Origin of the sequence: Erysipelothrix sp. HDW6C, assembly GCF_011299615.1 — a bacterium.
Taxonomy (GTDB): domain Bacteria; phylum Bacillota_I; class Bacilli_A; order Erysipelotrichales; family Erysipelotrichaceae; genus Erysipelothrix.
In genome coordinates this window covers 757,244-769,116 of sequence record NZ_CP049861.1, presented here as the reverse complement: position 1 = coordinate 769,116, position 11,873 = coordinate 757,244, and the positions used below count along the sequence as shown (strand labels likewise).

General features: G+C 39.4%; 12 protein-coding genes. 1 reads left to right on the top strand and 11 read right to left on the bottom strand.

Annotation, left to right across the window (positions count from 1 at the left end):
• Positions 1 to 8: 8 nt before the first annotated feature.
• The 6 genes from G7062_RS03335 to G7062_RS03310 form a co-directional block, all read right to left on the bottom strand.
• The gene (locus G7062_RS03335) at positions 9 to 542 is read right to left on the bottom strand and encodes a helix-turn-helix domain-containing protein (RefSeq protein WP_166064513.1); all 534 of its coding nucleotides are present in this window, start codon (positions 540 to 542) and stop codon (positions 9 to 11) included.
• 130 nt (positions 543 to 672) lie between these two features.
• The gene (gene trxA, locus G7062_RS03330) at positions 673 to 981 is read right to left on the bottom strand and encodes a thioredoxin (RefSeq protein ID WP_166064512.1); all 309 of its coding nucleotides are present in this window, start codon (positions 979 to 981) and stop codon (positions 673 to 675) included.
• A 62-nt stretch (positions 982 to 1,043) separates the two neighbouring features.
• On the bottom strand, positions 1,044 to 1,916 hold the full coding sequence (locus G7062_RS03325) for a diacylglycerol kinase family protein (protein ID WP_166064511.1): 873 nt from the start codon (positions 1,914 to 1,916) through the stop codon (positions 1,044 to 1,046).
• Between the two features lie 107 nt (positions 1,917 to 2,023).
• Complete coding sequence (locus G7062_RS03320; protein WP_166064510.1) at positions 2,024 to 3,949, bottom strand: LCP family protein; 1,926 nt, start codon at positions 3,947 to 3,949, stop codon at positions 2,024 to 2,026.
• 72 nt (positions 3,950 to 4,021) lie between these two features.
• A complete protein-coding gene (locus G7062_RS03315) occupies positions 4,022 to 5,995 on the bottom strand; it encodes an LCP family protein (protein WP_166064509.1) in 1,974 nt (657 codons plus the stop codon).
• Entirely contained in the window at positions 5,964 to 6,668 is a 705-nt protein-coding gene (locus tag G7062_RS03310) for a hypothetical protein (RefSeq protein WP_166064508.1), read from the bottom strand. Before G7062_RS03310 ends, G7062_RS03315 begins: the two co-directional genes overlap by 32 nt.
• 126 nt (positions 6,669 to 6,794) lie before the next feature.
• Between G7062_RS03310 and yfcE the strand changes: the two genes are divergently transcribed.
• Positions 6,795 to 7,340: a phosphodiesterase gene (gene yfcE / locus G7062_RS03305; RefSeq protein WP_166064507.1), complete on the top strand. Its 546-nt coding sequence runs from the start codon at positions 6,795 to 6,797 to the stop codon at positions 7,338 to 7,340.
• Positions 7,341 to 7,447: 107 nt separating this feature from the next.
• Here the strand turns inward: yfcE and G7062_RS03300 are convergent, their stop codons facing one another.
• From G7062_RS03300 to G7062_RS03280, 5 genes are read right to left on the bottom strand one after another with little or no spacing between them, the layout of a single operon-like run.
• On the bottom strand, positions 7,448 to 8,251 hold the full coding sequence (locus G7062_RS03300; RefSeq protein WP_166064506.1) for a hypothetical protein: 804 nt from the start codon (positions 8,249 to 8,251) through the stop codon (positions 7,448 to 7,450).
• Positions 8,245 to 8,946 carry an ABC transporter ATP-binding protein gene (locus G7062_RS03295; protein ID WP_166064505.1) on the bottom strand — a complete coding sequence of 234 codons (702 nt, stop codon included), beginning with the start codon at positions 8,944 to 8,946 and terminating at the stop codon, positions 8,245 to 8,247. Before G7062_RS03295 ends, G7062_RS03300 begins: the two co-directional genes overlap by 7 nt.
• Positions 8,946 to 9,311, bottom strand: coding sequence for a GntR family transcriptional regulator (locus G7062_RS03290; RefSeq protein ID WP_166064504.1), 366 nt, complete (start codon positions 9,309 to 9,311; stop codon positions 8,946 to 8,948). Before G7062_RS03290 ends, G7062_RS03295 begins: the two co-directional genes overlap by 1 nt.
• Before the next feature lie 54 nt (positions 9,312 to 9,365).
• Entirely contained in the window at positions 9,366 to 11,006 is a 1,641-nt protein-coding gene (gene argS, locus G7062_RS03285) for an arginine--tRNA ligase (RefSeq protein WP_166064503.1), read from the bottom strand.
• 15 nt (positions 11,007 to 11,021) lie between these two features.
• The gene (locus G7062_RS03280; protein WP_166064502.1) at positions 11,022 to 11,858 is read right to left on the bottom strand and encodes a DegV family protein; all 837 of its coding nucleotides are present in this window, start codon (positions 11,856 to 11,858) and stop codon (positions 11,022 to 11,024) included.
• Positions 11,859 to 11,873: the final 15 nt, after the last annotated feature.

The following is an 11,873-nucleotide window of genomic DNA, read 5'->3' as shown; positions in this document are numbered from 1 at the left end:
AATCCTCCTTAAAAAATTGGTGGCGTACATACCCAAATGACGCGTGCTGTCTGTTGAAAATCATTTACCAAAACATGAGACTTGCTTCCATTGATGTAGAAAGTTTGCCCTTTGGATACTGTGATTTCCTCATCACCATACCTTAATTGTACCTTACCTTGCAGAACATAGCCAAACTCCTCGCCCTCATGCGGTTCGATGACACTGGATTGTCCGCCAGTTTTCAACTCAATCAAGATCGGTTCCATTTCATTTTTCTGAGCATTGGGAACAATCCAATGAATTGTTTGTTCCTCACGTTCATCAACAAAATAGTCTTCAGTCTTAAATACAATCTGTTCTTTTTTCTCTTGTTTAAAGAAAACAGAGAGATTGGTACCCAAGGCTTCCACAAGATCATTCAAGGTTGCAATCGACGGAGATGTCAAATCATTTTCCAGTTGCGATAAAAAACCCTTTGTTAGTTCACTACGGCTTGCAAGTTCTTCTAACGTTAGGCCATTTTTTATTCGCAATTCTTTCAATTTCTTTCCAATTTCCATACGCACCTCTTTTGTTTACTACTACTAAACAAATATATTAGTAAGTTTAAACACATGTTTATTATACATAACGAAATTTGAAAATCAATGCATATGAAAAAAAAACACCAACTTTTTGTTGGTGTCTCTCTTATTCTGCTGATGTTATGAATTTTTCTAACTCAGGTTTTGGCATGAATCCTGTTTTACGTCCCACAGGTTTACCGTCTTTGAATAAGATTAATGTTGGGATTGACATGACGTCAAAACGTTGTGCCAATTCGCCTTCTTCGTCAACATTGATTTTGACGATGGTTGCTTTATCAGCATGTGTTTCTGAGAGTTCTGCTAAGATTGGTGAAATCATCTTACATGGACCACACCAGTCAGCATAGAAATCTACAAGAACAACACCATTATTAATTTCTTCGTTAAAGTTAGCTTTTGTTAAGTTTTTCATAATTATACCTCCATTAAGCCTTATTATTATAACACAACTATTTTAAAAGTAAGTGACAATGCTCACGCAGGCAATCGAAGTTTCAATTGACCTTCAAGAATTCGAATATCGATTGTATCATACTCATATACTTCGCCATCAAACCCAACTGCGAGGGGGATGGGTGACTTAATGGTGAGTGCTTTCAACTTACTGTGATGCACGACATCAAGGCCAAGGTGCTTCCCTTGAAAGTACATGGGGAAAATACGTGGTATCCGATACAAAGGCAAGCTATCTACAATTGTTACTTCGAGCAAGCCATCATCGAACTCAGCCAATGGGGCGCTTTTAAATCCACCGCCGTACCACTTCCCATTCATGATTGATGTAAGAATTGTCTCATAAGCTGTTGTCACACCATCAACTGTGACTTCTATGTTGGTCTTCTTTCGCTTCAAGAGTTCTACAATTGCATAATATCCATAAATCATGGTTCGGGGAAATAATGTCGAACGCACCGCGTTAACATGTTTGTTTACTTCAGAATCCAAACCAACGTTCAGGCTATTCAAGAAACGGTGTCCATTGGCTTCGCCGACATCTATATTACGCACAACACCATGAACGGTGTCCTTTAACACTTTTTTCAAATCTTTCTTGTCAGCGCCAATCATCCGCCAGAAATCATTACCCGTTCCGACGGGAATAATTGCGAGTTGCACATCAAGATCCATCCCGTTCAAAACTTCATGCGCCGTTCCATCACCGCCCACTGCATATAATACAACATCGCCATGATATTCACTCGCAATTTCTTTTGCATGGCCTGCATATTCTGAAAAGCGAATTTCAACTTCATCTTCAAGCGCCGCGAAGTAGTCTTCAACCCACGCTTGCGCATCTTTATATTTTCCTAAACCGGAAATTGGATTAATAATAAATACGTGTTTCATGGTGCGATCTCCTAAATTCATTAGTCATATTATCTTATAAACATGATTAAAAAACAAATTAATTTTAAACAGTGGAAAAGAGAGTGGTTGCCCGCTCTCTTCACATCTTATGCATCATCGTTACGTTCTTCATCTGTTTCATCGTCCACCGGCTGTTCGCCACCAACCTTTACGACACGATCGATATGAATACTGTCGCCACTGTAGATTGTTTCTCCAGGTGTAACGGATTGTGACCAAAACTGACCTTCATTAAATTGTTCATCAGATGTTGAATAGGTTCCAAACGTAATTGCGATTCCCCGCTCTGACCCCCACGAAGATATCTCTTCATCGGACCATCCACTAAAATCACGCACGACAACTGAACCATTCTCCGATGGTTTCTCTGATGTTGAAGTGTTGTTGTTTGATGGTGTTTCGTATTCTATTTCTTGGCCGATATAGAGTTCGCCTTCATTTTCTCTGTATCCATCAAAATCTAAAGCTGCATTGTACTTATCTGTATATGAGAATTCAAACGATGTATTGTTCAATAGTTTGGGTTCGTGACGCACATTAATATCAATGAGATCGCGAACATTTTGCATTTGACTCAAATAAGGAATAATTACCATTGCGCCATTGGGTCTGACATCATCATCTCCAGCGATCTGTGTTGAGACAATGCGGAATGTTTCCATTGGCGTAAGTGGCGAGCTATCCAAACTTTGGATTGCATACCCCATCAAGGCGGTAATATCATTTACAGATAGGTTTGTACTTACATTATCTTTTGCAGCATCCAAAACATTAACCAGAGTATTCACATTACGTGTACTGATTATTTTTGTGGCAACTTCTTTGATAACATATTGTTGATTCATTTGACGACCAAAGTCCTCACCATCAATGTTATGACGTTCACGCGCAAACGTAAGCACTTGTTTCCCATCAAGATGATTAAGTCCTGCTGGAACTGTTATGCCTTCGTAGACAGGTTCGCCATACTCATCATATTCGCCTTCAAGTGGGAATGACCCTGCAAAAGTAACTGGTGACTCAATATCAAGTCCCCCTAATGCATCAACTATTTTTACCAAGGCATAAAAATCTGTTTCAAAATAGAAATCAATCTCTTCATCCAAGTAGTTTTCCACGGTATCAATAATACATTGGCGACTCTCACCACGCGAATGGTTCAACTTATCACGCTCACCATCACGACATGCAATGGGAACAAATGAGTCACGGGCAAGGCTGGTCATCGTGACACGCAATGTCTTTGGATTGAATGTTGCCAGAATGATTGAATCGGATAAATCTTCATTATTACCCAACATCAACAACGTAAACGGTTCTTTAAGAACATCAACGGTACTGCTATTTTGTTCAATTTCTGTTTTAAATGGGAAAAGAACTGCAATATTCTCAAGGGGATTATCATCTTGTGCAAAATCATCACTCAACCGCTTGTATGTTTTTGGTAATGCAGCAAATGCAATCTCCTGACGCTGACTTGCCTTCAACAAATCAACACTGTTCTTATACTCAACCAACTCGACTGTTTGTGAGTATGCCGAAACACTTTCTTTCACAACTTCTTTATACGTTGGATCGATACTGGAAATGTATCCCAATTTTTTATGATCCATGTCAGATGTTGTTAGGTTTTTGTCAAAAGATACAACAACATACTCCACACTTTCTTGCGCTGTTAGATTGATGATTTGATTGATAATATTATCTGTCTTGTAAAGATAATACGTCCCAACGCCACCCACAGCAATCACAATCAAACCAAAGTAGATGGTAAGACGACGGAATGCCGATACGCGTTTCACAAATCCAATTAAAAACAGCAGGTCGAGAATTAGAGCTACAACCATAAGGACCGCAATTCCAAGCATAAAGTATTGCGTGTGTATTTTAATGTAGCGTCCTGCAAGTATAATCACTGCTGCAACCACCACATTAACCATCAATACGATGAGCATTCCCACAAGGGGAATATCGAAAATAAAACTGCGTCTTTTTCTTCTTTGTTTTGCCATTGCTAACCTCCATGTGCTATCACATAACACACTCTATTGAAAAGAGGGTAGTCGCACTACCCTCTAAACCCATTATGGATTGGGTGTTGGTTTCACATCTCCGCCTTCGCCATCAGTTCCTGGTTCTTCAGGAGTCTCTTCATCAGGTGGGATTATAGGAGCCTCTTCTTCTGTTTTCACGATATAGGTGATTGTAATAGCGCCACCTTTTTGAATAACAGATCCCGCTCCAGCCGATTGCGACCAGAACTGACCATCCGTATATTGTGCTTCACTTGTTGGGTATTCTCCAAAAGAAACGTCAACACTGTTTTCTGCACCCCAAGCTAAGATTGCATCACGAGTCATACTTCCAAAATCCGGAACTGTGACATCCGTATTTTCAACGGGTGTTTCTTCAACCGGTGTTTCCTCAGGAACTTCTGGTTCCTCTGTATCAACTTGACCACCTGTATACAATTCGCCAGTATTTTCACGGTAACCGTCAAAATCAGTAGCTGCATTGTATTTATCAAGGTAGGAGAACTCAAACGATTGCGCATTCTTAAGCACGGGTTCTACAACCACGTTCATATCAATAAGATCACGAACATTTTGCATTTCTGTATAGTATGGAATAATTACCGAAGCACCATTTGGACGGGTACTTCCTTGTCCCATAACCTGTGTCGAGACAATTCTAAAGGTATCCATTGGTTCTAAAGGGGATGTATCCAAGCTTTGAATGGCATATCCCATCAAGGCTGATATGTCATTAACCGTCAGGTTTGTCTTAATATTATCTTTTGCACCCTCGAGAACTTTGATTAACGTATTTGGGTCGCGTGTTGCAATGATTTTGGTTGCAACTTCTTTAATAACATATTGTTGGTTACGTTGACGTGTAAAGTCTGAATCCGGGAAAGCGTATCGCTCACGGGCAAAGGTTAACACTTGCTTACCAGTCAGAAGGTTTTTGCCTTCTGGAACAGTAACCCCTTCGTATACAGGGTAACCATAGTCATCATACTCACCTTCTAATGGGAATGAACCGGCAAATGTTACCGGAGATTCAATCTCTAAACCACCCAATGCGTCAACAATTTTAACGAGCGCATAGAAGTCTGTTTCAAAGTAGAAATCAATCTTTTCATCCAAGAAGTTTTCGACAGTGTCAATAATACACTGACGATTCACGCCGCGGGCATGGTTTAACTTGTCGCGTTGATCCCCTTGACATGCAATGGGTACAAATGAGTCACGTGCAAGACTTGTCATTGTTACTTTGAGTGTTTGTGGATTGAACGTTGCTAAAATTATGGAATCGGCAAGTTCATCATTGATTCCAAGCATTAACAATTTGAATGGTTCTTGGAGCACATCCACATTTGAAATTGTATGTTCAACTTTTGTTGAGAATGTGAAGAGTTCGGTTGTAGTTTGGAACGGGTTACGATCTTCTGTAAAGTTCTCAGCATAAATTCGATAGTTCTTCGGTAATGCCGCAAAATGAATTTCTTTCTCTAGAGTTGCTTCGAGCAATTCCACTTCTGTTGCATACTCAACATATTCGACTGTACGAGAATATGGTCTTACAGATTCTTTAAGCAATTCACTGTAGCTTGTATCTTTGCCTTTGACATAACCGAGTTTCTGATCGCCAAGATCATCTGTTGTCTTTCCTTGTTCAAACGAAAGAACGACATAATCAACAGTTTCCGCTTCATTTTGGTTCACAATTTGATTAATTAAACTGTCAGTTTTATACAAGTAGAATGTTCCTACACTCCCAATTAACAAGACTAAAACACCCGAGTAAATTAGAATGTGACGGAAAATCTTAATTTGTTTAACATAACCAATTAAAAACAAGGTATTAATAATGAGAGCCATGATGACTAAAACACCAATTCCTAACATAAAGTATTGGCTATGTATTTTAATATAGCGTCCTGCAAGGACAATGATTGCAGCAATGACGATATTGACTAAAAGAACAATCACAACACCAACAATGGGATTGTTAAAGAGTTCTTTAAGCTTCAGGGTTTTCTTGGGTTTTTCCATTACTTACCTCCACGATTGAATATAATCCATCGCTGTCTTTGACCACAATGATCTTTGCTTCCTTTTGAAAATCAGCAATACTTACAACACTTGAATCTTTGTAAGTCCATGAAATTGTAACTTCAAATGCATCGACTTCAACTGCAGGCACCATTTCTTCCAGTTCACTATCATAGTGTTCTTCTTCTGTTACAAATTTAACATTTTTGACACTCGCAACAGAATCGGTAACCTCAAGTGTATCTTTAACTTGCCCTTTTTCTAAATAGTAATACATATCATTATAGAAAGTATCCAATGCTTTATCATAAACCCATTTACGGATATCGCGGTTTATATATTGTGCTCCACCCATATCATTGAAACGCAGTTTATTTGACCACGTAAAAAAGTCAGCGACATAGTTCTTCGCAACCAATTCAACTGCCTTATTATCATCGCGAACATCTTTATTTAACTCATCGGAAAGTTCCTTATAGATTTCTTTCTGATATGCTGTCGCATTTCCTCTTAGTGTATAGTAACTATTATCACTAATTGTTGTTGTATTATCGATGTTAACCCGTGCTTGGTAACCACGATACAAGTAGAATCCCCCGACCACAAGTATCATCACCGACATGAGTACAACAAACCACATTAAAAATCCTTTTTTGTTTTGTTTGTCTTTCATATTTTTCTTTTCACTTCCTGTTGTTATTTTACCATAAAGGAAACGCTCATTTATGTCAATTCTGTGAATTGTAAAAACACAAGAACACAAAATTGAGTTATAATTGATATTACAAGGAGGATTCTTATGAATATACTCATTATTTCTGATATACATGGCAGTCATGAACGCCTTCGCGATGTATTAAATACACCGTATCCATACGATATGGTTGTGCTTGTTGGTGACAATCTATACCATGGTCCGCGTAATCCTATATTAGAGGATTACAATCCTCAAAAGGTTGCAGATCAATTGAATGGACTGTCAGTTCCGGTTCTTGCTGTGCGTGGGAATTGCGATGCTGAAGTCGACCAAATGTTATTGAATTTCTCAATGATGCAAGACTACACTGTCACAAATCTAAATAACATTACAACTTACATCACGCATGGACACCTTTTAAATCCTGTCGATGACGGCCCTAAGAAGCGATCACGTCTCTTTATTTCCGGACACACGCATATTCCAACGATGAACGATGTTGATGGTGTTATGCTCTTTAATCCCGGATCCATTGCCCTACCTAAAGAAGGGCACCCCAACACATATGGTTACCTTAGTGGTACAACACTGACAACTTTCACGCTCAAACACGAAGTCTACATGACGTCGTCACTTTCGTACGAATAGGCTCTTGGAATTTAAGCCAAGAGTTTTTTTATTTCTCGAATGCTCATGCTGAGTGACAAAGAAAAACCTTCACTCATAATTCAAGTGAAGGTTAAATTTCAGAACTTTTAGTTCAAGATTTCGAGTTTATTATTCCACATCCATATTGTTCCGACACATGAAAGCGTTGCAAAGAGTACATGACGAAGTAAACTCAACATCAGTGATGCATCCGTAATAAATCCACGACTCATTGAATATGAACTAATGGTTGTTGGTGCAATCATATTTCCAATTACTGAGACAACGATTGTAATTCCAAAATAAATTAGGAATGTATACAAACCACGACCACGACGTATGTATTTTGAGTTCGCAATTGATCCTGCAAGAAGAATATACGAAATTGTTGCAAAAGAACTAAATACGTAGTTGGCAATCAAGATAATTGAAGACATGAGTGAATCTGATTCAAAGAGTATGAAACGAAGCTCTGAGAATATTTCAACAAATGCGCCAATAATATTAAAGTCATTGAACGTTAGTAAGAGTGCCCCAACATAAATTCCAACAATGAATAATGATGATACAATTGTCCAAAATGTCACACCAATAACTTTTGAGACCAAAAGTTCAGTCGATGAAACAGGGTATGTGAAGACGCGGTATGCATTCTTCTTATACAAACTGTGGTACAACATGATAATCATTGCACGGATTGTCATTACTGCTGAAGCAATCAGAAGTGTGTAGATAATCATAATGGCTAAGCCAATAAATAATTCGCCACCATTGAAGCTTGAACTTGACATTGAACGGAATCGCATGCCTAGCAAGATCGAGGCAACGCCACCGATTAAAGTCATAATAAACACCGGAGTGTATAAACTTACATTTTCTTTAATTTCATTTTTAATTAATTTTCCTACCATTTGAATACCTCTCTGAATACATCATTGACTGATGCTCCACGTTCTTCACGCAAATCATCACAGTTTTCATGAAGGTAGATTGCGCCATCTTTCAAGAAAACAACTTCATCCAAAACAGGTTCAATATCGGCAATTAAATGCGTTGAGATAATGAGTAGAGCATCTTTTGTATAGTTGCTCAAAATTGTATCAATAATTGAATCTCGTGAAGCAGGGTCAACACCTGCAATCGGCTCATCAAAGATATAAATATCGGCTTGACGTGAAAGACACAAAGCAAGTTGGAATTTCTCACGCATCCCTTTTGACATTTTTGAAACAGGCATTGAACTGTCAAGTTTCATTTTAACAAACAAGTCTTCCAATGTGTGCAAATCAAAATCTGCATACATATCTTGATAGAGCTTCGCGGTTGATAATCCTGTCGCGCGTGGGTCGAGGTACTCGACATCTGGCAAGTATGAAATACGTGCTTTTGACTTTGGTCCGATATCATCCCCAAGTACTTTGATATCGCCATGATAGTCGCGAAGTAACCCCATAATCATTTTAATGAGTGTTGTTTTACCAGCACCGTTTGGACCACAGAGTCCAATTATTTTTCCACCAGTCAATTCGAGGTTAACATTATTAATTACGGGTGTATTCCCATAAGCTTTTTGGAGACCTCGAAGACTTAGATACGGCATATCCATTATTTCTTCTCCTCCCATACTGATTGTATGTGTACCATAATCTCAGTAACTTCCATGTTAAGGTCTTTAACCTTGTTCACAAAGTCTACACTGATTTCATGACACAAATCCCCTCTTAATGCAGCAATACGTTCCATATCATCGGTAACAAATTTACCATTGGTACGGTCTGTTGCGACCAACCCTTCACGCTCAAGTTCGTTCAATGCTTTTTGAACCGTATTTGGGTTGACCTTAAATTCGAGTGCCAAGTTGCGAATGGAGTCAATGCGATCTCCAGGCTTTACGCGACCCGACGCAATCTCATATCGAAAATAATCAATGATTTGACGATAGATTGCGATAGAGCTTTTTCCAAGTGACATATCGTTCACCCCCTGTAACACTTATATAATACACTCATACACTTTAAAATGCAATTACATTTGCTCAGGAGCTGAAACTCCGATAAGCGATAACGCATTACTCAATGTTATTTTAGTTGCAACAAGTAGATTTAATCTCTGATTTGAAAGTTCAGGATTGCTTGGATCGTTAACTTTCAATTCTCCATAGAATGTATGGAATAATGCTGCAAGTTGTTGAATGTAGTTTGGAATCTTATGAACTTGACGGTTCTTCGCAGCATCGGCAACAACTGAACTGAATTCATTGATGTACTTTAGCAATTCAACTTCTTTTGGATGAACTAACAAGCCAATTTCTTCAACAGGTGTTACATTATCTGCTTGGCGCAAGATTGAGCAAATACGAGCATGTGCATATTGAGCATAGAACACAGGGTTGTCATTTGATTTACTACGTGCGAGTCCAAGATCAAAATCAAGGGGAGTCTGTAACGCACGACTTGTAAAGAAGTAGCGCGCAGCATCAACGCCAATATCATCGACAAGATCAACGAGCCCTACTGCATTACCAGTACGTTTCGACATCTTAACCTCAACACCATTCTCGATAAGACGAACCATTTGAATAATATCGACATCCATAACATCTTTGTAACCAAACGACTCCAACGCTGCATTCATACGGGGAATGTAACCATGGTGGTCACCACCCCATAAGTTTAAGAGTTTGTTGTAGCCGCGTTCGAGTTTGTAGATATGATTTGCAATATCGGGAACAAGATAAGTGTAAGATCCATCTGACTTGATAAGAACACGATCTTTATCATCACCATAATCCGTTGAACGGAACCATAATGCACCCTCCAATTCGTAGGTTACACCATTGGCACGCATGTCTTTGAGAACACGTTCAACACGACCCTCATCGTACAATGATTTTTCACTGACCCATGAATCAAAGGATACCCCAAATGTTGCGAGGTCTTTTTTAATGCGTTCAAGTTCGAACTCAATACCAATTTCTTTGAAGAATGGAACCCATTCTGCCTCAGGTTTATCAAGCCAAGTATCCCCCACACGTGCAATAACGTCTTGAGCGATTTGCTTTATATCTTCTCCATGGTAACCATCTTCAGGGAGTTCTGCTTGATGTCCAAGCGCTTGCTTATAGCGAGCATAAAGCGAGTGACTTAACATTGTAATTTGGTTTCCAAGATCATTCACGTAGTACTCACGTAAAACATCATACCCTGCAAATTTCATAATACGTGTCAATGAATCACCCCACGCTGCACCACGAGCATGACCAACATGAAGTTGCCCTGTTGGGTTTGCACTTACGTATTCAGCAAGCGTGCGAATGCCTTCACCTGAATTTGATCGACCATAGTCTGGACCAGCAGCGATGACTGTATTGATAACACTTGCAAGTACTTCAGGTTTCATAAAGAAGTTTATAAATCCAGGACCCGCAACCTCAACACGTACGAGCATTTCGTGGCCGTCAAGGCGCGCGATAATCGTTTCTGCTACATCACGCGGACTCTTACTTACACGTTTGTTGATGCGCATTGCAATGTTTGTCGAGTAGTCTCCCATCTCTGCATTATTGGGAATTGATAGCATGACGAGTCCCGGTTCTTTTTCGATTCCGAACTCTTCACTTATTATTGTTTCTAAAACCCCCACCAGGTTTGTTTCAATCAAATTCATACATTACTCCTTTTATTAAATTAATTTCTTATATGCACACAGTGCAATTGATCCTGGACCCGTATGTGCGAGCACAATTGGATACAAGAGTTCACGAACTGCTGGTCGTCCAATGTGTTTCTCCACATCTTCAACAAGCGATTCAAATGTCTTCGGATCGCAATCACCATCCAATACAATCCATTCATACTCGTCGATATTGCGCCCTTCGAAAACATGACCGAATCCAACTTTAAGCGCCTTTTTATGTGTTCGCACTTTTTCTAAAACATCGATTTCACCATTGGCAACTTTCAACACCGGAATGATCTTCAACAAGTTTGCAATTGCTGCAGCAGCAGGTGTAATGCGTCCACCACGCTTTAAATATTGAATATCTTCAGGAATCAGTGGTGCAAACATTTCCGCCTCACGCTCAACCTTTTCCTTTATCTTTAGAGGATCCATTCCCATGTCTGCCATTTTCTTAACATCGACAGATAAGAGCAACAAGGGTGCGGCAACAAATTGTGAATCAATAACCGTAATACGATTGTCGAAATCACTTGCAAGACCCAGTGCCGTTTGATACGTTCCACTCAGTTTACTTGAAATTGGAAGGAAGATAACATGATCGTACTCCTTTAATAAGGATTCGAATGTTTCAATCAACACACCCAATGGTGGCTGTGAAGTACTAACTTTAGCACCGCGGCGCATGGCTGCAATAAGCTCAATACGTGAGATGCCTTCTTCTTCTATATATTCCTTGCCATCAATTGTTAGCGGCATACGCGCAACATAAATCCCGTATTCCGCTGCCTGTGCTTGCGATACACCTGCAGATGAATCTGTAATAACTGCTATTTTCATCGCGATTTATCCTCC

Bases quoted from the DNA above. Each gene is read 5' to 3' on its own strand.
- G7062_RS03335 (WP_166064513.1), bottom strand. From the start codon at position 542: ATGGAAATTGGAAAGAAATTGAAAGAATTGCGAATAAAAAATGGCCTA.
- trxA (WP_166064512.1), bottom strand. From the start codon at position 981: ATGAAAAACTTAACAAAAGCTAACTTTAACGAAGAAATTAATAATGGT.
- G7062_RS03325 (WP_166064511.1), bottom strand. From the start codon at position 1,916: ATGAAACACGTATTTATTATTAATCCAATTTCCGGTTTAGGAAAATAT.
- G7062_RS03320 (WP_166064510.1), bottom strand. From the start codon at position 3,949: ATGGCAAAACAAAGAAGAAAAAGACGCAGTTTTATTTTCGATATTCCC.
- G7062_RS03315 (WP_166064509.1), bottom strand. From the start codon at position 5,995: ATGGAAAAACCCAAGAAAACCCTGAAGCTTAAAGAACTCTTTAACAAT.
- G7062_RS03310 (WP_166064508.1), bottom strand. From the start codon at position 6,668: ATGAAAGACAAACAAAACAAAAAAGGATTTTTAATGTGGTTTGTTGTA.
- yfcE (WP_166064507.1), top strand. From the start codon at position 6,795: ATGAATATACTCATTATTTCTGATATACATGGCAGTCATGAACGCCTT.
- G7062_RS03300 (WP_166064506.1), bottom strand. From the start codon at position 8,251: ATGGTAGGAAAATTAATTAAAAATGAAATTAAAGAAAATGTAAGTTTA.
- G7062_RS03295 (WP_166064505.1), bottom strand. From the start codon at position 8,946: ATGGATATGCCGTATCTAAGTCTTCGAGGTCTCCAAAAAGCTTATGGG.
- G7062_RS03290 (WP_166064504.1), bottom strand. From the start codon at position 9,311: ATGTCACTTGGAAAAAGCTCTATCGCAATCTATCGTCAAATCATTGAT.
- argS (WP_166064503.1), bottom strand. From the start codon at position 11,006: ATGAATTTGATTGAAACAAACCTGGTGGGGGTTTTAGAAACAATAATA.
- G7062_RS03280 (WP_166064502.1), bottom strand. From the start codon at position 11,858: ATGAAAATAGCAGTTATTACAGATTCATCTGCAGGTGTATCGCAAGCA.